Annotated in this window: 18 protein-coding genes; 14 read left to right on the forward strand and 4 right to left on the reverse strand. The window is 62.9% G+C overall.

The genetic code is table 11. The features are described 5' to 3' along the window. Positions 1 to 68 precede the first annotated feature (68 nt). A complete protein-coding gene (locus tag DNK59_RS27675) occupies positions 69 to 1067 on the reverse strand; it encodes a GlxA family transcriptional regulator (protein WP_110725259.1) in 999 nt (332 codons plus the stop codon). A 102-nt stretch (positions 1068 to 1169) separates the two neighbouring features. On the opposite strand from DNK59_RS27675, the gene DNK59_RS27680 reads away from it, so the two are divergent. From DNK59_RS27680 to DNK59_RS27740, 13 genes are all read left to right on the forward strand, one after another. Further along, complete coding sequence (locus tag DNK59_RS27680; protein ID WP_110725260.1) at positions 1170 to 1718, forward strand: cysteine hydrolase family protein; 549 nt, start codon at positions 1170 to 1172, stop codon at positions 1716 to 1718. A gap of 691 nt (positions 1719 to 2409) precedes the next feature. Continuing rightward, complete coding sequence (locus DNK59_RS27685) at positions 2410 to 4293, forward strand: 3-dehydroquinate synthase (protein WP_092309445.1); 1884 nt, start codon at positions 2410 to 2412, stop codon at positions 4291 to 4293. Further along, positions 4290 to 5174: a UbiA family prenyltransferase gene (locus DNK59_RS27690; RefSeq protein WP_110725261.1), complete on the forward strand. Its 885-nt coding sequence runs from the start codon at positions 4290 to 4292 to the stop codon at positions 5172 to 5174. Before DNK59_RS27685 ends, DNK59_RS27690 begins: the two co-directional genes overlap by 4 nt. Next, on the forward strand, positions 5171 to 5938 hold the full coding sequence (locus DNK59_RS27695; RefSeq protein ID WP_110725262.1) for an EboA domain-containing protein: 768 nt from the start codon (positions 5171 to 5173) through the stop codon (positions 5936 to 5938). The genes DNK59_RS27690 and DNK59_RS27695 overlap by 4 nt, the downstream gene beginning before the upstream one ends. Positions 5939 to 5990: 52 nt before the next feature. After that, positions 5991 to 6875 carry a TatD family hydrolase gene (locus tag DNK59_RS27700; protein WP_047306302.1) on the forward strand — a complete coding sequence of 295 codons (885 nt, stop codon included), beginning with the start codon at positions 5991 to 5993 and terminating at the stop codon, positions 6873 to 6875. Next, positions 6872 to 8110 carry a metabolite traffic protein EboE gene (eboE, locus tag DNK59_RS27705; RefSeq protein WP_110725263.1) on the forward strand — a complete coding sequence of 413 codons (1239 nt, stop codon included), beginning with the start codon at positions 6872 to 6874 and terminating at the stop codon, positions 8108 to 8110. Before DNK59_RS27700 ends, eboE begins: the two co-directional genes overlap by 4 nt. After that, on the forward strand, positions 8100 to 9545 hold the full coding sequence (locus tag DNK59_RS27710; protein WP_092309429.1) for an alkaline phosphatase family protein: 1446 nt from the start codon (positions 8100 to 8102) through the stop codon (positions 9543 to 9545). Before eboE ends, DNK59_RS27710 begins: the two co-directional genes overlap by 11 nt. Further along, a complete protein-coding gene (locus DNK59_RS27715) occupies positions 9524 to 10711 on the forward strand; it encodes a hypothetical protein (protein WP_110725264.1) in 1188 nt (395 codons plus the stop codon). Before DNK59_RS27710 ends, DNK59_RS27715 begins: the two co-directional genes overlap by 22 nt. Positions 10712 to 10722: 11 nt before the next feature. Continuing rightward, positions 10723 to 13149 (forward strand): hypothetical protein, encoded by a 2427-nt coding sequence (locus DNK59_RS27720; RefSeq protein WP_110725265.1) that lies wholly within the window; start codon positions 10723 to 10725, stop codon positions 13147 to 13149. Positions 13150 to 13215: 66 nt separating this feature from the next. Further along, a complete protein-coding gene (locus tag DNK59_RS27725; protein ID WP_110725266.1) occupies positions 13216 to 14157 on the forward strand; it encodes a hypothetical protein in 942 nt (313 codons plus the stop codon). 13 nt (positions 14158 to 14170) lie between these two features. Next, positions 14171 to 15451: a hypothetical protein gene (locus tag DNK59_RS27730; protein WP_110725267.1), complete on the forward strand. Its 1281-nt coding sequence runs from the start codon at positions 14171 to 14173 to the stop codon at positions 15449 to 15451. 3 nt (positions 15452 to 15454) lie between these two features. Then, positions 15455 to 17314 carry a hypothetical protein gene (locus DNK59_RS27735; RefSeq protein ID WP_110725268.1) on the forward strand — a complete coding sequence of 620 codons (1860 nt, stop codon included), beginning with the start codon at positions 15455 to 15457 and terminating at the stop codon, positions 17312 to 17314. A 32-nt stretch (positions 17315 to 17346) separates the two neighbouring features. After that, positions 17347 to 18399 carry a hypothetical protein gene (locus tag DNK59_RS27740; protein ID WP_110725269.1) on the forward strand — a complete coding sequence of 351 codons (1053 nt, stop codon included), beginning with the start codon at positions 17347 to 17349 and terminating at the stop codon, positions 18397 to 18399. A gap of 83 nt (positions 18400 to 18482) precedes the next feature. Here DNK59_RS27740 and DNK59_RS27745 read toward each other — a convergent pair whose 3' ends face one another. Then, positions 18483 to 18992, reverse strand: coding sequence for a single-stranded DNA-binding protein (locus DNK59_RS27745; RefSeq protein ID WP_011063767.1), 510 nt, complete (start codon positions 18990 to 18992; stop codon positions 18483 to 18485). 9 nt (positions 18993 to 19001) lie between these two features. After that, entirely contained in the window at positions 19002 to 20396 is a 1395-nt protein-coding gene (locus DNK59_RS27750) for an MFS transporter (protein ID WP_110725270.1), read from the reverse strand. Positions 20397 to 20574: 178 nt separating this feature from the next. Here DNK59_RS27750 and uvrA point away from each other — a divergent pair, with 178 nt between their 5' ends. Continuing rightward, positions 20575 to 23409: an excinuclease ABC subunit UvrA gene (uvrA, locus tag DNK59_RS27755; RefSeq protein WP_092309402.1), complete on the forward strand. Its 2835-nt coding sequence runs from the start codon at positions 20575 to 20577 to the stop codon at positions 23407 to 23409. A 117-nt stretch (positions 23410 to 23526) separates the two neighbouring features. On the opposite strand, the gene bfr is transcribed toward uvrA, so the two are convergent. After that, positions 23527 to 23991: a bacterioferritin gene (gene bfr / locus DNK59_RS27760; RefSeq protein ID WP_016966731.1), complete on the reverse strand. Its 465-nt coding sequence runs from the start codon at positions 23989 to 23991 to the stop codon at positions 23527 to 23529. Positions 23992 to 23993 lie beyond the last annotated feature (2 nt).

Raw genomic sequence — 23993 nt, forward strand, 5'->3', positions numbered from 1 at the left:
CTCACCTTGCCGGCGGCTGGGCTCCTGAGCCCGGCGCAGGAGCCGCGGCCCATTCGCCGGCCAGCCGCCTACTGGCTGCGGCTGCTGGCACCGGGCGCTGCGCCAAAGCGACTGCGGTATTCGCTGGGCGCCAGACCGGTGATTTTCCTGAACAGGCTGCGGAAGGTTGCCGGGTCCTGATAACCCACGGTCCAGGCAATGTGATCGATGGTGCCCTTGGTGAATTCAAGCAGCTCCCGGGCCTTGCCCACCCGCAGGTGCTGGCAGTACTGAGTCGGCTTGAGGCCGGTGGCCGCGCGGAACCGCCGCAACAGGGTGCGCTCTTCCAGCCCCGCCTGTTGCGCCATCACCGGCAGCGACACATCCACTGCGCCATTGGCCTGCAACCAGTGCTGCAACTTGAGGATCGCGCTGTCGCCATGGTTGAGGATCGGCGCGAAATTGCTCCCGCACTGGCTGGCGCTGGCGCTGTGCTCCATCACCAGAAAGCGCGCGGTGGCGCTGGCAATGCTCGGCCCCAGCATGCGGTCCACCAGGCGCAGCCCCAGTTCGGCCCAGGCCATCAATCCGGCGGTGGTAATCAGGTCGCCGTCATCGACGATGGGCTGGTCGGCCTCCAGCCGCACCTGGGGATAACGCGCGGCAAAAGCCCGGGCCGAGGTCCAGTGGGTGGTCGCGCTGCGGCCGTCGAGCAGGCCGCTTTCAGCCAGCAGGATCGAACCCACGCAGACACCGCCGAGGGTGGCGCCGGCGGCATGCTGCTGGCGTAGCCAGGTCACCAGGGCGGCAGACGCCTGACTGGCGGAAAACCCCGCCAGCGACGGGGGTATCACCACCGCCTGCAAGCCGTCGTCCGGCCCCGGCAGGCTGTCATGGACCCGCCTCGGCGCATGCAGGTCGTCTCCCTGCCAATGGCTCACGCGCAAGCGCGGCAGCGCGGCCTGCGGCTGCTCAGCGGCGATCCGGTTGGCCACCTCGAACAGGTCGCTCAGGCCGTGCACCGCGGCCATCTGCACCCCGGGATACAGCAGTACGCCAAGCTCGACGACCGTACCTTGAATACCCACTGTCAGTTTTCCCCCCGTTAATGTCGTTGCGGCCAATCCTCCAATGGACAGCGGGTGCCGATACTGGGCCCCACAGCAAACACTCACTTGGAGGCAACACCCATGGCCAAACAGGCGCTCATCGTAATCGATATCCAGAACGACTACTTCGCCGGCGGCAAGTGGCCGCTGGTCGGAGTCGACGCGGCGGCGGACAACGCCGCGAGGCTGATCCAGGCCTTTCGCCGCAACGGCGATCCGGTGGTGCATGTCCGCCATGAATTCACCTCCGACAGCGCGCCGTTCTTCACGCCGGGTTCCGAGGGCGCACGCCTGCACCCCAAGGTGCTGAACCAGGGCGACGAGCCGGTGGTGCTCAAGCACTTCGTCAATTCATTCCGTGACACCGAACTGCAGTCGATCCTCAAGCAGCAGGGCATTGAGGAACTGGTGATCATCGGCAACATGAGCCACATGTGCGTGGAAGGCACCACCCGTGCCGCAGCCGACCTGGGTTACCCGGTGAAGGTGATCCATGACGCCTGCGCCACCCTCGACCTGGAGTTCAATGGTCAGCGCGTGCCGGCGGCGCAAGTGCAGAGCGCGGTGATGGCGGCCCTGGCCTTTGCCTACGCCAGCGTGTTGTCCACTGAAGAGTTTCTGGCGGCGTAACGGACGGCTTGAAGCCCCTTCGGCCTTGCGGTGGGCGCTCCCCACCGCAATCACTCACGGCATGATGCAGCAAGTGCAACAGCCGCCAACAATTACGAATGATTCCAGTTAACTTTTAAATAATTTCTAGTTGCAGCGCCCCGCCCTCAAACTCCCCATAAAAAGCCCAATAACCAACACCACTAACAAGCCGACTACTCAATAGCTGACTAATAAAACCAATTAACCCGCGCATTATCTCAAATACCGAACACGCCTGTTAATCTTGCACTTTCGTCCCATTACAACTGCATAACAACATCCCCACTTACTTCCACTAGTTACTTGAACCGCATATAACAAAAAGAAATAAACCAAATAGCCAACAGGAACATAGCATCGCCACTGCGCCCCGTATTTACTGAGGAAACGGCTTGCCCCCCTCCCCGTAGCTGCCGGTCTTTCGGGCTGTTTTCTCATCTCGCCCAGACTTTCTCAACGCGCCATATATTTTCCTTGCAGGCCACTTCATTGAGCCTGCTTGCAAATCCGTCGGCCTTGACTAAGTTGATAGCTACTCGCCACTGAAGTGTGCTTCAGCCGCCAGAAGACCAATAAGAACCGCTGAGGATTTTAATAACCGGACACCCTCCCTGCCTGACCCAGCTGACACTGACACGGAATTAGTCATATCAATCAAGAGGGATGCTTGATGAAGCGCAGCTCATTGCCTCGTGCTTTCTCACTGAAGGGTACGGCGGAAAACTACTGGCTTTCCTTATTGCTGTTTTCGACCCTGGTGGTCGCCAGCTTCCTGCTGTTCGAAGAGCAGATCCAGCAACTGCTGAATCAGCTCGGCGGCTTCCTCCCGACCGATCCCGTGCAACGCACCAGCCTGGCCTTGCTGTTGATCGCCCTGCTGGCGCTGGATGTGCTGTTGCCGGTGCCTTCGAGCCTGGTCGCGCTGCTGGCCGTGGCGGCCCTGGGCGCCATCGGCGGCTATCTGGTGATCTTCATCGGTCTGTGCCTGGGGGCCGCCCTGGGCTACTGGCTGGGGGCCGGCTACTTTCGCCTGCTGTCCACCTGGCTGGGACTGAGAAGCTGGCAACCCGGACAACTGGCCTATCGCCTCAGCACCCTGTCGCTGGTCTGCCTGCGTGGCGTGCCGGTGCTGGCGGAAACCTCGGTGCTGGCCGCCGGCATGCAGCGCTATCCACTGCGCCAGTTCCTGCTGGTGACCACCCTGGCCAATGCCGGACTGGCCCTGGCCTACGCGGCCATCGGCAGCCTGCTGGTGGAACAGCACGCCTTGCTGGCAACCATTCTCGCCAGCATGGTCCTGCCGGGGCTGTTCCTCGGCGCACGCAGCCTGCTCAAGCCACGCGAGGCCCCGGCACGGAGCGATCAGGCACAGGCCCTGGAAGGCCGCTTTGAGGTGAGCTACCACTACCCGGTGCTGTTCACCGATCACGTCTTCCAGGTCGACAACCCCTGCCTGCACCAGCAACTGGCCCAACCACGGGCGGGGCGCACCACAGTGCTGGTGTTCGTCGATGAACACCTGCTGCTGTGCTCCCCGCAGTTGCCGCAACAGATCGACGCCTACTTCACTGCCCATGCCGCCGACCTGCACCTGCAGGCCGCGCCGATCCCGGTGCCGGCAGGCGAGCTGAGCAAGACCCCCGAAGTCTTGCAGCAGCTGTACGCACAGATGCTCGAACACGGCCTGGACCGCCACTGCTATGTGCTGGCCCTGGGCGGCGGTGCGCTGCTGGACGCCGTGGGCTACGCCTGCGCCACCTTCCATCGGGGCATGCGCCTGATCCGCATCCCGACCACGGTACTGGCGCAGAACGACGCTGGCATCGGGGTCAAGAACGGCATCAATGCCTTTGCCCAGAAGAACCTGCTGGGGGCCTTCTACCCGGCCACAGCGGTGATCAACGACTTCCAGTGGCTGCTCAGCCTGTCGCCCCGGGACCAGATCGCCGGGCTGGCCGAAGCGGTGAAGGTGGCGGTGATCAAGGACGCCGCGTTCTTCCAATGGATGGAGCAGCAAGCCCAGGCCCTGGCCACCTTCGAACACAGCGCCAGCCGCTACGCCATCCGCCGCTGCGCCGAACTGCACCTGGGACATATCACCGGCGCCGGCGATCCCTTCGAGCGGGGCAACGGCCGGCCCCTGGACTACGGACACTGGGCAGCGCACAAGCTGGAGAACCTCAGCCGGCATCGCCTGCGCCATGGCGAGGCAGTGGCGGTGGGCATGGCCCTGGACGCCCTCTATGCCAATGCCTGCGGCCTGCTGAGCGACACCGAAACCCAACGCCTGCTGCAACTGCTGGAGCAGCTCGGCTTCAACCTGTGTCCACCGGAGCTCGGCCTGAAGGATGCCCAGGGCCGCTCCCTGGTGCTGATCGGCCTGGAAGAGTTCCGCCAACATCTGGGCGGCCAGCTGTCGATCCCGATGCTCAACCGCCTCGGGCACTCCATCGATGTGCATCACATCGACCTGCCACTGATGGAACAGGCACTGTTGCGCCTGGCCAGTTTCGGCGGCCCGGACGTCGCCTGGAGCGAGGACTGCGCCCGATGAGCCATTCCTCGTTGACCACCTGGCTGACCCTGGGCCGCGTCTCCAACCTGCCGACGGTGTGGACCAACGCCCTGGCCGCCGCCCTGCTGGCCAGCAGCGCCACCACCCAGGCGCCGCCTTCACCGCTGGTCTGGACCCTGCTGCTGGTGGCGCTCTCGGCGCTGTACCTGGCCGGCATGCTGCTCAACGACCTGCTGGATGCCGACTGGGACCTGCGGCATCAGAACCCGCGACCGATTGTTCTCGGCCTGGTCAGTCGCACCCAGGTCAGCCTGGCGACCGCCGCCCTGTTGCTGCTGGCCGCTCTGTCGGTGCTGGGCCTGAGCCAGCTGATCGCCCAGCCCCACTGGCTGCTGGCCAGTGCCGGATTGCTGCTGCTGTTCATCCTCGCCTACAACCTGCTGCACAAGAACTATCCCCACAGCGTCTGGCTGATGGGCGGCTGCCGCTCGGCCCTGTACCTGACCGCCGCCGCCTGCCTGGCGCTGCCACCGCAACCGCTGTGGCTGTGCGCCGCCTTGCTGGGCACCTACATCGCCGGCCTGACCTACCTGGCCCGGCTGGAGCACCGCAACCAGTTGCTCAGCCGCCTGCCGCTGCTGCTGATGCTCAGCCCGCTGGTGCTGGCCTTCTACGCCAAAAACGGGGTGTTCTGGCTGGTCCTGCTGCTGTGGCTCGGCTGGCTGGGCTGGCACTACCGGCGCCACCTGGCCAACCCGCGGCAGCGGCAGATCCGCGCCTTCATCGGTGCGGGCCTGGCGGCCCTGCCACTGTTCGATGCCCTGGTGCTGGCCCTGGCCAATCAGCCCCTGGGCAGCCTGTTGTGCGTACTGGTGTTCTTCCTGCTTCCCCACCTTCAACGCTGGATCAAGCCGACATGACCCTGGACGTCGTTTCCCCGCTCTCGCCTGCGCTCACCCTGCGCCATGCCGCCTTTGCCGAACGCCGCCGGCAACTCGAGCAGCAGCTCGACGACCCGAGCCGGCGCTGGTGGCACGAGGCCCTGGAACAACTGGCGCGGCAGCCCTCGGCCGACACCCTGGTGCTGCTCAGCAGCCAGTGCAAACGGCGGCTTGGCCAGCCGGCGCCGCTCACCGGCCCGGACACCGAGCGCATTCAGCTGGCCCGGGCCCTGCTCCTGGCGCAGTTGCTGGAACACCAGGCCGGCAGCGATCAACTGGCTCTGCTGCGCCAACTGTTTCTCTGGGGTGACGACCAGGAAAAAAGCGTGCTGCTCAAGGTCCTCGATGACCTGGACAGCCAAGGCCGCAGCCTCGACCTGGCACTGCAGGCCGGGCGCACCAACAACCGCGAGGTGTTCGCCGCCATCGCCCTGGACAACCCCTTCCCCGCCCACCACTACCCTGATCGGGCCTTCCACCAGCTGGTGCTCAAGACCCTGGGCATGGGCCTGGACACCGGGCGCATCGTCGGCCTGGCCCAGCGCCGCAGCGTCGACCTCAACCAATTGGCCCTGGAGCACATGGAAGAGCAGTTGGCTGCATTTCGCAGCGTCAGCGACGCCTTGCCCCAGGCCATCGCCTTCGAACTCCTGAGCCAGGCCCAGTGCCAGCGCCTGCGCGGCTTGTGCCAGCAGCGCCGACTGCCCGCGCATTGGCTCGAACACTTGCCGCCCGGCGCCTGAAACACCCGGGCCGCCCCTCACTGATTTTTCACCACTGCATCAGGGACTCACCATGCCGAAGTACTTTGACCCGCACATCCATATGGTCAGCCGCACCACCGACGACTATCAGAACATGGCCGCCGCCGGCATCACCGGGGTGATCGAACCGGCCTTCTGGCAAGGCCAGGCGCGCACCAGCGTCGGCAGCTTCATCGATTACTTCGATACCCTGCTGGGCTGGGAGCGCTTTCGCGCCAGCATGTTCGGCATTCACCATTTCTGCACCATTGGCCTGAACCCCAAGGAAGCCAATGACCTGTCGGTGGCCAACGAGGTGCTGGAGATCCTCCCGCGCTACCTGGTCAAGGACGGCGTGGTGGCCGTCGGCGAGATCGGCTACGACGACATCACCCCCGAGGAAGACCGTTTTCTCGCCGCGCAGCTGGAACTGGCCAAGCAGTTCAACCTGCCGGTACTGGTGCACACCCCGCACCGGGACAAGATCGGCGGCACCAAGCGCACCCTGGCGGTGATCCGCGAAGTGGGCATCGCCGAGCACCTGGTGATCATCGATCACCTCAATGAACTGACCCTGCCCCTGGTGCTGGACAGCGACTGCTGGCGCGGGCACTCGATCTACCCCAATACCAAGATGTCGGAGCAGCGCATGGTGGCCCTGCTGCAGCAGTACGGCACCGAGAAAATGGTGGTCAACAGTGCCGCCGACTGGGGCATCAGCGATCCGCTCAAGGTGCCCAAGACCGGCCAGGCCATGCTCGCCGCCGGGTTCAGCGAGGCCCAGGTGGAACAGGTGCTGTTCCACAACCCGGTGGATTTCTTCGCCCAGAGCGGGCAACTGGACAAACAGCTGGTGAGCAGCCCGCTGCCCATCGATCAACGCCGCCAGTGGCAGGACAATTCGGCCCTGCGCGGCCAGGAACCGGTGATCAAATGAGCGCCGAGGCCGGTTGGAACGCCGCGCAGGTCGGCTACTGCAGCAACGTGCACCCGGCCCGGAACCTGGCCGACCTGCGGGCGTCGATCCAGCAGCACTTCCAGGGCGTGCGCCGCCAGCGCGGACTGGCGGTGCAGGACAGCGGTCTGTGGATCAGTGCCCAGGCGGCCAACGAATTGCAACAGCCCGCGGCGCGCGAGGCGTTCCTCGGCTTGCTCCACGACTGCGGGCTGCGCCTGACCTCCCTCAACGGCTTTCCTTATGGCCAATTCCATCAGGGCGCGGTCAAGGCCGAGGTCTACCGGCCGACCTGGGCCGAACCGCAGCGCCTGGAATACAGCCTGCAACTGGCAGAACTGCTGGCGGCTGCCCTGCCCCTGGACTGTCCCCAGGGGGTGATTTCCAGCGTACCCCTGGGGTATGCCGCACATTGGGACGCGGCCCAGCAACAACAGGCCGAGGCTCAGCTGTTGCAGTTGACCGCCGGGCTGGCCAGCCTGCATCGGCGCAGCGGCAAGAAGATTCTCCTGTGCCTGGAAATGGAGCCGGACTGCGTCCTGGAAAACACCGATCAGGCCATCGCTTTCTTTCAACGCTGGAAAACCTGCGACCCACACCATCAGTACCTGGCGCTGTGTTTCGACGTCTGCCACCAGGCGGTGGTCTTCGAAGACTGCTATCAATCGCTGCAACGCTTGCTGCAAGCGCGCATACCGGTGGGCAAGATCCAGTTGTCCAATGCGCTGATCTGCCACTTGCCCGAGGCCGATTCGCAACGCCGCCAGCAGGTACTGCAGGCCCTGGGCAGCTTTGTCGAAGCCACCTACCTGCATCAGGTCAAGGCCCGGGACCGCGCGGGACAACTGCTGGCCTGGGCCGACCTGCCCAAGGCGCTGCAAGCGGCGCAGCCGCAACAGGGGCACTGTCCCGAGCTGCGGATCCACTTCCATGTGCCCCTATTCAGCGAGCAGTTCCTGCTGCCGGAGCTCCATGGCAGCCAGCAGGCGCTGCTGCGCACCTTCGACTTTCTAGCCGCCCACCCGCAGTTCCAGCCGGTACTGGAGGTCGAAACCTACAGTTGGAACGTGCTGCCCGGCGCCTTGCGCCCGGACACCGAGCAGGCCCTGCTCCACGGCATCGCCGCGGAACTGCAATGGGTCGAGGCACAGCTGCGCCAACGGCACTTGCTGCACGGGCAAGTGTCGCTCATGGAGGCCCCCGCCCATGCCCTCTGAAACCCTGCGCCAACCCTTGCTGCTGATCAATGTGGTGGGCCTGACCCCGAGCCTGCTGGGCCCGGCCACCCCGCGCATCAACGCCCTGCTGCAACGGGCACGGATGGCCAGACTGCAACCGGTGTTCCCGGCCGTGACCTCGACGGTGCAGGCCTCGATCCTCACCGGCTTGCCACCTTCGGAACACGGCATTGTCGGCAACGGCTGGTATTTTCGCGATCAGGCCGAAGTGCGTTTCTGGCTGCAGCCCAATGGGCTGATCCAGGGTGAGAAGATCTGGCAGACCCTGCAGCGGCAGATCCCCGACCTGCGCTGCAGCCAGCTGTTCTGGTGGTTCAACATGCATGCCCAGGTGGACGCGGCCATCACTCCGCGGCCGCATTACCCCGCTGACGGGCGCAAAATTTTCGGCCTCTATTCGTCACCGCCCGGACTGCACGAGCGCATTGAACAGCAGATCGGCGAGTTTCCCTTTCCGGGCTTCTGGGGCCCGGCGGCGGGGATTGCCTCCAGCCGCTGGATCGTCGACTGCGCCATCGCCGAGTTCCAGATCAACCGGCCGCACCTGCAACTGATCTACCTGCCACACCTGGACTACAGCCTGCAGCGCCTGGGCCCCGAGCATCCGTCCATCAGCGACGAGGTGCGGGCCATCGATCATGAAGTCGGGCGCCTGCTGGATTTTGCCCGGCAGCAGGGTGCGGCAGTGATGCTGGTTTCCGAATACGGCATCGAAGCGGTACAGCAGTCGATCTCCATCAACCGCGTGCTGCGTGAGCAGGGCCTGCTGCAAGTTCGCCGCTCCCTGAGCTGGGAGTTGCTCGATCCCGGCGCCAGCGCGGCCTTTGCCGTGGTCGACCACCAGATCGCCCACGTCTATGTGCGCGAGCCCAAGGACATCGCCCGGGTCAAGGCGCTGTTGCAGCGCCAGCCCGGCATCGAGCAGGTGCTGGACAAGGCCGAGCAACGGGCCAGGCAACTGGATCACCCGCGCAGCGGCGAGCTGGTGGCGGTGGCCGCCGCGGGCTTCTGGTTCGATTACTACTACTGGTTCGACGATCGCCTGGCCCCGGACTTCGCCCGCACCGTGGATATCCACCGCAAGCCCGGCTACGACCCACTGGAGCTGTTCATCGACCCGGCGATCCGCTTTCCCAAACTACGGGTAGCGCGGCGCCTGCTGCAGAAGAAGCTCGGCTTTCGCTACTACATGGACCTGATTCCCCTGGACACCTCACTGATTCGCGGCAGCCACGGACGCTTGCCGAGTAACGCCGAGGTCGGGCCCCTGCTGATCACCGATTGCGATTTACCACTGCCGGAGCACCTGCCGGCCACTGCGGTAAAGCACCTGCTCCTAGAGCATTTCCTAGGGCGCCCCAATGACGATACGGCTCAGGCCAAGGAGATTCCATGCGGCGAACCATCCCTATAGTCGTGCTGAGTGTGTTGAGCGGCCTTGCTCAGGCCCAGACCCCCAGCGCGTTCAACTGCGGCAACTTCCTCACGTTCAACGGTGATCGGAGCGGCACCCTGAGCACCTTCGAACAGAGCCCGGAAACCATGGCCTGGAACTGGTTCGTCTGCCTCAACCAGGCCGATGGCAGCAACGGCGGGCTCCGGGTCTGGGAGACCTTCAAGCCCTCCGATCAGGTCTACCTGTTGAAGGGGGCCGAGCCCCTGCCTTACTCCGAACGCGAGAATCTGCCGAGCGAGGTGCCGGCGCTGGCGCAAAAGCAGGGCATGGACCCCAAGGGGCTGTTCCAGTTTCTGGGCAACGACACCGCCGGCAGCCCGCAGAACGGTGTTCAGCAGGTCGATGGCCTGGCCTTGAAAATGCGCAGCGGCGCCCCGGTTCCGCCGTCGAAGCACGAGCAACTGGTGCGCTTCCACCTGTTGATGGGCAAGGACACCTTCAACTACATCGTGGCCAACAAGGTCTATAACCGCGATGGCCTTGCCAAGCTGACCAGCAACCTGGACTTCCCGGCCACTGCCTGGGAGCTGAAGACTTCCTGGTTCTGGATCGGCACCGACCAGGGCTTCAAGACCGTGCTGACAGAAGATGGCTACTACATCTCCCAGGCCTACTACGTGGACAGCACCGGCCAGTATCAGGTGGGCTACGCCGCCCTGAGCGGCATGCATGTGATCAACAAGCTGACCCCGGACTGGGTCTGGACCACCTTCGAGAATCGCAACAATCCCAAGTACACCGTCACCAACGACACCCCACCCAAGCCGATGACCAACATCACCGGGCCCACCGATGCCGCCAAACCGGTGAACAACAGCTTCCAGCAGCAGTATTCGAACCTGGCCCAGTACGAACTGATCGGCGTGCAGTACGACCAGCACCGGGCCGAACCCAAGCTGCTGGCCAACTCCCAGCTGGAATCGGCCTTCCAGGGCAGTTCTTCGTGCCTGGCTTGCCATAGCACTGCGGCCTATTCGACGAAGAAGAACAGCTTCTTCTCGTTCAACATCGATCACACAGGCGGAATCCTCTACCCCACCAGCGTACTGCCGGACAAAGACTTCGTCGGTTATCAAAAACTGGACTACGTCTGGTCGCTCAAACGCGCCCAGTGGAAACGCTAAGGAGAGCCACCATGAGCGTCTTGAACTTTCCCCGGATCTACCTCAACGGTTTCATGTTCTGGAACCCGCCGACCTTCAACAACAACGATGTACTGCCGCTGTACGACGCGGTGAAGATGCAGATGAACTGGCGCTTCCTGAGCCAGTACGGGATCAATGACAAGAATGCCCCGCAAACCCTGATGCCCTGGGGCATCACTCCGCTGGCCTATAAGGACGTTCCGGACTACGTGCTGCAGGTGCCCACCAACGGCGACCCCGACAGCTACCCGATGATTCCCGCCGAGTGGGATCTGTTCGGCGACAACGCCTGCGGCACCGTGGACTACCAGCAGTTGCGCTCGGTGATCATCGGCGGGGAATCCAAGGTCGACAGCTACATCGACAGCGACCCGCTGATCAACAAGTCCTACCAACTGCTGGGCAATTCCTTCGGTAACCCGAGCCCGACCGCCGCACGCTTCGTCGACATCAGCCCCTGGCAGAACACCTTCACCGCCCTGTACTTCGACAAGCTGGTACTCGGCGACGCCACCTGTGGCCTGACCCTGAAACACACGTACCGCATGCTCAACCGCTTTCTCGACTTCAACTGGGGCGCCTTTGGCGGCCTGGTCTACGTCACGGCCACCTGGCAGACCTGCTTTCCCAAGGACCAGCTGGAATGGGTCATCGGTGACTCAAAACTGCTGAAAAACCTGCAGGACGAAATGCTCAGCCAGAACGCCCAGGGACTGATGATCAGGTTCACCACCTACCTGACGGTCTATGACCAGAACGGCCTGTTCAACGACTTCAAGATCGCCAACAGCCACTCCAAGGCGCCCTGGGACATGTCCAGGCTGCAGATGCTCTATCAAATGGGCCTGGACAATCCGACCGAAACCTTCTTCAACCCCGCCTACAGCCGCACTGCAGGCACCCTGGGCCTGTGGTTCGCCAACGAGTTCCCCACCGCACCGGGCGGCCAGCGCCTGGCGCCCAAGGATCAGGTGCCCTTCTACAAGAAGGTTCCGGGCGATACGGTGATCCACAAAAAAGACCAGCGGGTCAATCTGGGCGTGCTCAGTGCCCAGCTCAACGGCAGTACGCTGTCGCTGGACCTGGGCAATACCTTTCCGATCTACCCGGCCGTCCATGACGGCCCGGCCATCCCCGATCTCGATGGCCGCAACAATGCTATTCCGGTCGCCGCCAAGTTCCACGTCGGCGACTACGAGCTGGGGGTCCAGCAGGGCGGCAACTTCGAACCCCTGACCAGCATCAATTTCGACCAGTATCAGCAATCGGCTTTCGACAAGCGCTCCGGCCTGTTGGACCTGCCCCTGGATGCCAGCGCCCAGGCCCTGCTGAAAAACGGCAACCTGGCGCTGCGGCTCAAGGGTACCGACACCATCGCCGCCCAACAGCAGATGTGGACCGCGGAAGTGATCGAGAGCGGCAGCTTCATCGACGTCGGTGACCGCCGGACGCTGAACATCATGGTGCAGAACAACGGCCAACCGGCACCGGCCGGCACCACCTTGTGGGTCGCCGAGTACAACAATGCCTTCATGCTGACCACCAGCAACTACTACCTGGCGTTCAGCAACCCGGCGGATTTCGTGCTGATCACCGACTATCCCGATGCGCGAGTGAAAAACCAGCCGGGCATGCCCCAGTTCAACGATGCCTCGCAGCATCCAAGCCTGCTCAGGGAGGGCAGCGGCAGAAGCCTGAGCGCCATGATCGTCAAGGCTGCCGCGTGCGATGAGCCGGTCGGCAACGCCATCACCTATCAGGAGTTCCTGAAAACACCGGCCGCTGTCGATCTGAGGCCCTGCCTGAAGTTCGACAAGCCGCAACCGATGACCGGGACACTGGACAATGACGCCGGCCTGGGCGCCAGCGTGAACTACAGCCTGACCCGCATCACGACCAATGCCGATGGCATTGCCCAATTGACGGTGCAAGCCGTGGCGCCAGGCTTCCCCACCCTGCGCTTTTTCATTCAGGACGATCCGGCGGGCATTCCGTTCAGCTTCTCCTACACCGACGCCTTCACCGACTTCCTCTCGCCGTTGCGGGTGCTGCCGCAAGAGCCGCAGATGCTCAAGGACTTCGTCGACTGCTGGAACCGGGTGTACCAGTTCGACGACGCCAATGTGCGGATCTGGAAAGAGTTCATCTTTCCGCGAATCCTCCAGCCCTTCTATTACCTCTACCCGATCATGAACAAGTACATGCCGCTCAACTCCCTGCAACGCATCGAGGGCGCGATCGAGCAGTTCATCACCCTGATCAGCAAGGAGTACCAGGAGGCCAGCACCCTGGCCATGCCCATCACCCGGGACCTGCCCCAGAGCCGGCGCCAGGTGCTGGAGATCTGGGCCAAGGACCTGGTGAGCACCGGCTACCCACCGACCCCTCTCGACCTCAACGACTATCAGCCAGGTTGAGCCGCAACACTCAGGCACTGGAACACCGGGCGACCCGAGTCGCCCGGCTTTGCAAAGGAGAGTCAGATGAACACCAATCCACTCAAGCGCCTGCTGCTGGCCGCCACCCTGCTGTGCGCCAGCCAGGCATCCTGGGCCCAGGAATACCCCGATAACGTCTACTTCAACATGGGCGTGCACAACGACAAGGGCTGCGACGCCAAGACCAACAATTGCATCGCCAAGCGTCACCCGGGCGATCCGGCCGATCCGCTCTACCCGGCGACCTGGGTCAGCGACTGGACCATGTACCGGGTCACCGCCAACTACAAGAACAACCCGCCGCCCTACAGCAGCCCGCCCAGCACCCTGAAGCCTGCCGACTACACCGTGTCCCAGGGCACCAGCTACTACGACAATGACTACGTGCCGGCCGACGGCGACGGTTCCGGGGCGATGATGGAGCATTACGAGAAGTACTGCCTGCCGATCTTCCCGATCAAGAACAACAACTACACCTGCTCCTTCGTCTCCCTGGGCAACAAGGCCTACTTCCTCACTTACCCCGAGGACCGGCCCAAGGACATGCCGGCCTGCTGCATGTTCTCGCCGATGAACCACCCGCCACGCCGCGACTTCATCAAGCACCTGCCCTACAGCGCCGCCCGCAGCCAGCACCTGGACGGCAGCGTGCAGGCCTACGCCCTGGAGATTCCGGTCAAGCCGAGCCCGATTCTGTTCGGCTACGCCTTCTACAAGCAGGCCACCAGCGACGGGGCGGGCCTGGCGCCCTATCAGCATCCGCAGTCGTTCTACTTCTCCGGCGATGTCAGCGTCGCCAACGCACCGATCGTCAGCCAGAACTATCGCAACTGGCGCAACGAGAAGCCGGACCCGGCCAAGACCTGGGACCAGGTGGCGAAGATGTGCCCGGTCAACCCACCGGACTGCCAACTGTTCAATCCGCCGCCATCGTTGAAAAACGGTGCCCGGCCGCAGTGGAACCAACTCTCGCCCACCCCGCAGTGACAGGAGCCGCGTCATGAACCATTGGAGCCGTTTCACCACCCTGCTGCTGCTTGGCCTGGGCAGCCAACAAGCCTGCGCCCTGCAGCCCAGCGCGCCGCAGCAGCAGACCTCTTGCCCGCCCAATGCCGTGGTACCTGCCGCCAATGCATCGCAGCAGGCTTTCGATCAATACAGCTGGCAGGTGTTCATCAACCTGAACTGGCCGGCCAAGACCGGCCAACGCGGAGTCGCCGATTGCAGCAAACCCCTGGGCAGTCCTGGCGATACCGTGTGGCAGAGCTACAAGGGCGTGAATGAGGTCTTCCTGCCTCAAGGGCAGGACCCCGGTCCATGGAATTCGGCACCTATGGCCAGGGTCCTCAAGCTGATCAATATCGCCGGGCGCAAGAACACCGCAACGGCCAACGACAGCCAGGCCGTGGGCGGTTGGCTGATCGACCAGAACGGCAATCCGACCTATTACCAGATTGCCGCCAACCAGGCCTCCTACGACTACATCGTCAACAACCAGTTCTACAACGCTGATGTCGTGGCCAAGGCCAGCAACATCAACTTCCCCAACGCGACCAACGAGATCAAATCCAGCTGGCGGATACTCACCGCCAAGGATGACCCCAGCCGCTACCTGCACATGCAGGCACAGATCACCACATTCGATGCACAAGGCGTGGCCAACGGCACGGCTCAAGCGACGCTAGGCCTGGTGGGGCTGCACATCATCAACAAGGTCGAGGGGTTTCCACAGTGGATCTGGTCGACCTTCGAGCAGGTCGACAATGTGCCGCCCAAGGTCAAGCAGGGAAACCAGTGGGTCAATGAGCCGCAGAAAGGCATCGCGTATTCCTACTTCGATGCCAAGGCGCCTGCCGACAAGGTCAATCAGAGCCCCTGCAACTGGACCCTGCACAATGGCCACATGATCTGCACGCCGAAGCCGGGGATGAGTTTCACCACCCCCAACCCACTGGACCGTTTTACCCCGTTGACCGACGCCACGACCAAGCTCAACAGCGAGTACCAGGCGCTGCCGCAGGTTCAGGCATCCGTATTCAAGTACTACCAGTTGATCACCACCCAATGGAGTACCACGCCCAACCCTGGCGCGCCCATGGGCCAGACGACCCCTGAACTGTCGGCCAACGTGACCATGGAAAGCTACATCCAGCCCAACAGCAGCTGCACCAACTGCCACTCCATGGCAACGCCGATCAACAGCCTGCAAAAGGCCGATTTTTCCTACCTGTTCAAGTTCGCCCAATCCCCCAGCAGCCCATCCATCAAGGGCAAGGAGTGAATCATGAGTATTCTCAACGGCCCGCGGCTGAACTTCTGGGGTGGGATCGAGACCAACGTCAGCCTGCCCAACAACTCGCCCACCATTCCCAGCGATCCGACAAATCCGGACAGCGAAGCAACACTCTCTCTATTCGACCTGACCACCTCGACCCTGTACCCCGAGGCCGAGGTCTATAGCGACGAGCAACTGACCGAAATGATCAATGCGCCGACAGGCACCTACTACACCGCCGGTGGCTGGAACCACTACGGGCAGCATGTCGTCACCCTGGACAGCGTTGCCATCAGCTCCCAGGGCACGCCCGGCAACATCAGCACCCAGGGCGACCTCGTCGGCGAGCCTTTCTATCTGCTGGGCTCGGCGGACCCGGTCACCGGCGCCCCACCGGTGACCGGGCCTATGATGGTCGACCTGGACCCCACCGGCACCATCAGCACGCAGATTTTTCTCGGCGGCCTGCAGATCGGCAACAGCACGCCCCCGCAGTTGCTGGTCAAGGGCAATACGGTGTGCAGCAGTTATGACGTGGCCATCCGGATTCTCGACCCGGAGCAGGATGCGCCGGGTTCCAACCGTATCAGCGGCAGTTTTCAGGTCACTTTCTCTCGCGACCAGATCGTCAGCTACAACAAGGACAATCCGCTCCTGCGCTCGATCATCGAGGCCCCCGGCGCGACCGGCATCGTCGTGCGCTTCGTCATGTTCGAGATGTGCCCGAAAATGACCACGGCGCAACTGGACGCCGACTACGCCGCCCACCAGTACACCTCCAACCCAAGCATTGGCCGCGTGGTCGGCACCCTGGCTCCGGCCTTTGCCGGGGAACCACTGATCGTCACCGGCGGGCGCCAGCTCATCAATCCATCGTCACGTAGCGCAGGCTACGCGAGTGTGCTCGAGAACAATCTGTTGAGCATCGACATGCTCAATATCATTCCCAAGCAGGCGTTTCGCAGCGTTCGAACCGACAACACCTCGCCCATCGGCCCCAATGCGAACTTCGGCGATGTCTCGATCAACCTTGGCTCGACGACACTGACGACCCTGGATCCGCTCAAGACTCCGCTGTCGGACTACTACGTATATGGCGGCATCCTTGACCTGCCACTGACGCCCACACAACGCCAGTTGGCCGATCAGGAACCCATTGCCATCAAGGCACCGCAGACGCGCTACTACCCCTCCGACCCCGAGCCCATACCGATCAATATCAACGCCATCGAACAGACCTATCGCCTGACGTCCGATCAGCGCAATCTGTATCTGGAGGATTACCCCGAGGGCCTCGAGATCACCTTGAGCTTGAGTCAACTGGGCCAACCGGTGACCAAGGACACGGTAATCATCATCACTCCCGGCCCCTCCAACAAGGGTGATAAGGCCCCCTACATAAACCCCGAGTTCTGGGACTTCCTGGCGTTCGAGCCCAGACAAACAGTCAAGGCCGGCCAATCCAGCGTGAGCTTCAAGGTCAGCCTCAAGCCCGGCTCGGCAGCACAGGCTGGATTTGTCACCTTGACCTGCGCAGTCGAGCACGGGAAATCCAACGGTTTTTTCATCAACCTGCGCAAATACGCCATCACCGATTTCGGGATCGCGCCGGGCAGCACCGTCACCTGGGACCAGGTGTACAAGAACGTGCTGCGTTTTCACTACCTGGCCTTCCCCGCCATGTCCCGCTACATCGCACTCAATCAGCAGGACGCCGTCTGGGGATCACGCCAGATGATCCTGGCACGCACCTCCCGGGAATACCTCGGCACGACCTTGTACATGCCCGTAGTGCGCTCGATGTCCGCCAGCCAGAGAGCCCTGCTCAAATGCTGGTTCACCCATGAACCCTGGCAGCCGCTGCAGTGATGGGGTCGCTCTAATTGCGAGGGAGAATCCATATGCCAATTGCATTGCTCATCCCCGGCCAGGCGCAGGAAAACCTGCGCCCCAGCAACGTGGTCGCCGAAGGCTTGCTGAACCCCCGCGGCCTCTGCCTGCAAGCCGATGGCAGCCTGCTGCTGGCGGAAGCCGGCTCAGGCCTGCCGGACCAGCCATTCAGTGGCCGCATCAGTCGCCTGCGCCCGGACCCGGAACAGCCGGGCGCTTATCTGCCACCGCAGGTCCTGGCCCAGGGTTTTCGTTCGATGAACATGCAGGCACGCATGCTTCGCGACGAAATCATGGGCCTGTCGGACATCGCCCTGGGCGGCGGGCTCTGCCTCGCCAGCCAGACCGACTACGTGGCCGGATCCAAGCTGCTGGACCTGCAATACCGCCCGCCCGAGCCGCTGTTTCACAGCCGCGGCAACCTCAACTCGCTGTGTTATCACCCCTCGCGCCAAAGCTGGCTGGCGGTCAAGCCCGATACCAACCAGTTGGTGGAGTTCACCGAGGACGGCGAACAGGTGCTGGCGCAGTTGCCCGACCTGGATCAGGGCCAGGAAGCGGTCCCCGTGACCCTGGTTCACGAACCGCGGACCGATGCCGTACTGATCAGCCTGTTCTCCGGTGAGTTGCACCGTGATCCGGCGCGCAAGGGCATCGACTTCGCCGACAAGGCCGGCCAGGTGATCCGGGTCTGGCCCGCCAACGGCAGGATCGAGGTGCTGATTCGCGGACTGCAACTGCCCACTGGACTGGCACTGGATCCGCAGGAGCGGATTCTGGTGCTGGAACTGTGCGACCGGCTGTTGCAGCCGCTGCAACCGGACTGGTCCGGCGAAGTGCTGCACGGCGGCTTCGCCCGCTTCAGCGGACGCCTGCTGCGCTGCGATCTGCAGCAACGCTCGGTACAAGTACTGGCCCAGGGCCTGGATACACCGTCCAACCTGTGCTGCATCGGGGACGCGGTGCTGGTGAGCGAAGGCATGGGCCTGAGCGGACGGCCGATTCCCACTGCGGATCAGCAGGTAGTGGCCCTGAGCGGGCGCTTGCGCCGGGTGCAACTATGAGCCTGGCCCTGATCGGCCAGGCATGAAAAAGGGGCCCTGTCGGGCCCCTTTTTCATGGGTGCTGAACGCTGAAAAGCGGCGGCTCAGAACGGAATATCGTCATCGAAACTGTCGAAATCCGGTGCTGGCTGCGGAGCGGCCTGCTGAGGTGCCGGACGCGACTCACGCTGCGGTTGCGGCGCGGGACGGGACTGCTGAGGACGCGGTGCCGAGTTGGACATGCCGCCCTGGCCCTGCTGGTCGCCCTGTGGACGGCCGCCCAGCAGCTGCATGGTGCCCTGCATGTCGACGATGATCTCGGTGGTGTAGCGCTTGATACCGTCTTTTTCCCACTCGCGGGTCTGCAGCTTGCCTTCGATGTAGACCTGCGAACCTTTGCGCAGGTACTCGCCGGCGATCTCTGCGACCTTGCCGAACATCGACACACGGTGCCACTCGGTGCGCTCGACCTTCTGACCGGTCTGCTTGTCGGTCCACTGCTCGCTGGTGGCCAGACTCAGGTTGGTCACGGCGTTACCGTTGGGCAGGTAGCGAACTTCGGGATCCTGGCCGCAAGTGCCGACCAATATGACTTTGTTAACCCCACGGGCCATAACGTTCTCCTAGGCTTCGCGCGCCGACGGCGCTGGATTGACCAGCTGCTCGAGGGTCGTGCGATCCAATAATTCGGTGTCCAATTTGATGTAAATGGCGGCTTCTTCGGCCACCACTACGGCATCTGTTACCCCAACAACGGCCTTCAGGCGCTCGACCAGGCCGGCTTCGCGGATCGCTTCGGGCGATAACGGCAAGCGCAGGCTCGTCACATACGGGGGCTCGCGCATGGTAACAGCAAAGGCCAGCCAGAGTGCAGCCAGACCTGCCCCTCCAAGGAACACAACCGACAAACCGCCATGCTGGAACAGCCAGCCGCCGAGGATGCCGCCCAGTGCCGAACCGAGGAACTGGCTGGTGGAGTAGACCCCCATCGCCGTGCCCTTGCCGCCTGCCGGCGACACCTTGCTGATCAACGACGGCAGCGAGGCCTCCAGCAGGTTGAATGCGGTGAAGAACACCACGGTGCCGATGACCAACGCCCGCAAACTGTCGCCGAACTCCCAGAAGAATAGCTCGGTGAGCAGCAGCGTACTGACCGCGCCCAACAGAACTCGTTTCATTTTGCGTTTCTTTTCGCCGTAGATGATGAACGGGATCATGGCGAAGAAGGAGATCAGCAGTGCGGTGAGGTACACCCACCAATGCTGGTCTTTGGGCAGGCCGGCTTTTTCCACCAGGGCCAGGGGCAAGGCAACGAAGCTCGACATCAGCATCGCGTGCAACACGAAGATACCCAGGTCCAGGCGCAGCAGGTCCGGATGCTTGAGGGTGGGAATCAGCGCCTGACGCGCCACTCCGGATTCGCGGTGCTGCAAGGGCCCGGTGGCCCGCGGCACCATGAAGGCGATGATCAGAATCCCCACCAGGGCCATGCCAGCGGTGGCCAGGAACAGCCCGGACAGGCCAAAGCTGCGGGTCAGCAGTGGGCCGACCACCATGGCGACGGCAAAGGAGACGCCGATGGTCATGCCGATCATGGCCATGGCCTTGGTCCGATGCTGCTCCCGGGTCAGGTCCGAGAGCAACGCCATCACTGCTGCGGAAATCGCCCCGGCGCCCTGCAGGATCCGGCCGGCGATCACGCCCCAGATCGAATCGGCATTGGCCGCCAGCACGCTGCCGAGCGCGAACACGATCAGGCCCAGGTAGATAACCGGGCGGCGCCCGATGCGATCGGAAATGATCCCGAAGGGAATCTGGAAAACTGCCTGGGTCAGGCCATAGGCGCCAATGGCCAGGCCGATCAGGGCCGGGGTCGCTCCTGCGAGATCCATTCCATAGGTTGCCAGGACCGGCAGTACCATAAACATGCCAAGCATACGGAAGGCGAACACCAGGGCCAGGCCGCTTGCTGCGCGGGTCTCGCTGCCGCTCATGCGTTCGCTGTGGGGATCGTGCATGGAAAAACCTCGTGTGAACCGGCGGCGATTCTACCAGTCGGATCGGTAGAGGGGGTATATGGCGAAGCTTTGCCGCGCAGCCCTGACCGGCAACCGAAAAAGCCGCGCACGATAGTGTGCATCCATCCAGTATTTGGTTTTATACTCCTGCCTTTACGCCCGCCGATCGAGGCCACTTTTGGACAAGATTCTGATTCGTGGGGCCCGCACCCACAACCTGAAGAACATCGACCTGACCCTGCCACGGGACAAGTTGATCGTCATCACCGGGCTGTCTGGGTCCGGCAAGTCGTCCCTGGCTTTCGACACTTTGTATGCCGAAGGCCAGCGCCGTTATGTCGAGTCGCTGTCGGCCTATGCCCGACAGTTCCTGTCGATGATGGAAAAGCCCGATGTGGACACCATCGAAGGCCTGTCGCCGGCGATTTCCATCGAGCAGAAATCCACCTCCCACAACCCGCGCTCCACCGTCGGCACCATCACCGAAATCTACGACTACCTGCGCCTGCTTTATGCACGCGTCGGTACTCCGCGCTGCCCCGATCACGACATCCCACTGGAAGCCCAGACCGTCAGCCAGATGGTCGACCTGGTGCTGGCCCAGCCCGAAGGCAGCAAGCTGATGCTGTTGGCGCCGGTGATTCGCGAGCGCAAGGGTGAACACCTGTCGGTCTTCGAAGAGCTGCGGGCCCAGGGTTTTGTCCGGGCGCGGGTCAACGGCAAGCTGTTCGAGCTGGACGAGTTGCCGAAGCTGGATAAACAGAAGAAGCACTCCATTGATGTGGTGGTCGACCGCTTCAAGGTGCGTGGCGATCTGCAGCAGCGCCTGGCGGAGTCTTTTGAAACCGCACTGAAGCTGGCGGACGGCATTGCCCTGGTCGCCCCGATGGACGATGAGCCCGGGGAAGAGATGATCTTCTCCGCGCGCTTTGCCTGCCCGATCTGCGGCCATGCCATCAGCGAGCTGGAACCCAAGCTGTTCTCCTTCAACAACCCGGCCGGTGCCTGCCCGACCTGCGATGGCCTGGGGGTCAAGCAGTTCTTCGACATCAAGCGCCTGGTCAATGGCGAACTGACCCTGGCCGAAGGGGCAATTCGCGGCTGGGACCGGCGCAACGTCTATTACTTCCAGATGCTCGGCTCGCTGGCCTCTCATTACGGTTTCAGCCTGGAGGTGCCGTTCAACCAACTGCCCGCGGATCAGCAGAAGGTGATTCTGCAGGGCAGCGGCACACAGAATGTCGACTTCAAGTACCTCAATGACCGGGGCGACATCGTCAAGCGCTCCCACCCGTTCGAAGGGATAGTGCCGAACCTGGAACGCCGCTACCGGGAAACCGAATCGGCCACCGTGCGTGAAGAGCTGGCCAAGTTCCTCAGCACCCAGCCCTGCCCGGATTGCCGCGGCACGCGCCTGCGTCGCGAGGCACGGCATGTCTGGGTCGGCGAGAAAACCCTGCCGGCGGTCACCAGCCTGCCCATTGGCGATGCTACCGACTACTTCGGAACCTTGAAGCTCACCGGGCGACGCGGCGAAATTGCCGACAAGATCCTCAAGGAGATCCGTGAGCGCCTGCAGTTCCTGGTCAACGTCGGGCTCGACTACCTGACCCTGGATCGCAGCGCCGATACCTTGTCTGGCGGCGAGGCCCAGCGTATCCGCCTGGCCAGTCAGATCGGTGCGGGCCTGGTGGGGGTGATGTACATCCTCGACGAGCCGTCCATTGGTCTGCACCAACGGGACAATGACCGACTGCTGGGCACCCTGAAACACCTGCGGGATATCGGCAACACGGTGATCGTGGTCGAACACGATGAAGATGCGATCCGCCTGGCCGACTACGTGGTGGACATCGGCCCGGGCGCCGGCGTGCATGGCGGCCAAATCGTTGCCGAAGGTACAGCGGCAGAAGTCATGGCGCACCCGGACTCCCTGACCGGCAAGTACCTGTCCGGCCGGGTGAAGATCGTGGTGCCGGCCAAGCGCACGCCGCGCAACAAGAAGCTATCCCTGACCCTCAAGGGCGCGCGCGGCAACAACCTGCGCAATGTCGACCTGGAAATCCCGATTGGCCTGCTGACCTGCGTGACCGGGGTGTCCGGCTCGGGCAAGTCGACGCTGATCAACAACACCCTGTTTCCCCTGAGCGCCACGGCGCTCAACGGCGCTACCACTCTGGAAGCAGCACCGCACGACAGCATCAATGGCCTGCAACATCTGGATAAGGTGGTGGACATCGATCAAAGCCCGATCGGTCGTACTCCGCGCTCCAACCCGGCGACTTACACCGGCTTGTTCACCCCGATTCGCGAGTTGTTTTCCGGCGTTCCGGAATCCCGCTCCCGAGGCTATGGCCCTGGTCGCTTCTCCTTCAACGTCAAGGGCGGTCGCTGCGAGGCCTGCCAGGGTGATGGCCTGATCAAGGTGGAAATGCACTTCCTGCCGGACATCTACGTGCCCTGCGACGTGTGCAAGAGCAAGCGTTACAACCGCGAAACCCTGGAAATCAAGTACAAGGGCAAGAACATCCACGAAGTACTGGAAATGACCATCGAGGAAGCTCGCGAGTTCTTCGACCCAGTGCCGGCCCTGGCGCGCAAACTGCAAACCCTGATGGATGTGGGCCTGTCCTACATCAAGCTTGGCCAGTCGGCGACCACCTTGTCCGGCGGCGAGGCCCAGCGGGTCAAGCTGTCCCGTGAGCTGTCCAAGCGCGACACCGGCAAGACCCTGTATATCCTCGACGAGCCGACCACTGGCCTGCACTTCGCGGATATCCAGCAACTGCTGGATGTCTTGCACCGCCTGCGCGATCACGGCAACACCGTGGTGGTGATCGAGCACAACCTGGATGTGATCAAGACCGCCGACTGGCTGGTGGATCTGGGACCGGAAGGCGGCTCCAAAGGCGGCCAGATCATTGCCGTCGGCACCCCGGAACAGGTTGCGGAAATGCCCCAATCCCACACTGGGCATTACCTCAAGCCGTTGCTGACCCGCGACCGCGCCTGAAGCCCATGAAAAAGCCCCTGGTACTTCACTGTGCCAGGGGCTTTTTTACCTCTATGGATTGCTGCGTCTCCCGTAGGAGCGAGCTTGCTCGCGAACAGGCAACCAAACCTAACGCAATCAGAACTGCGATTGCAGGTAGTTTTCCAACCCGATGGATTTGATCAGACCCAACTGCTTCTCCAGCCAGTAGGTGTGATCTTCTTCAGTATCTGCCAACTGGATACGAAGAATATCGCGGCTGACGTAGTCCTTGTGCAGCTCGCACAGTTCGATGCCTTTGCACAATGCGGCGCGGACCTTGTATTCCAGACGCAGGTCGCTGGCCAGCATCTCCGGCACGGTGGTCCCGGTATCGAGATCGTCGGGACGCATGCGCGGTGTGCCTTCGAGCATCAGAATGCGGCGTATCAGCGCATCGGCGTGTTGCGCCTCTTCTTCCATTTCATGGTTGATACGCTCGTAAAGCTTGGTGAAGCCCCAGTCTTCGTACATCCGCGAATGAATGAAATATTGGTCGCGTGCTGCCAGTTCGCCCGTCAGCAACGTGTTGAGGTAATCGATTACGTCCGGGTGACCTTGCATCG

This window comes from Pseudomonas sp. TKO26, assembly GCF_003225665.1.
In the GTDB taxonomy this organism is placed as follows: domain Bacteria; phylum Pseudomonadota; class Gammaproteobacteria; order Pseudomonadales; family Pseudomonadaceae; genus Aquipseudomonas; species Aquipseudomonas saponiphila.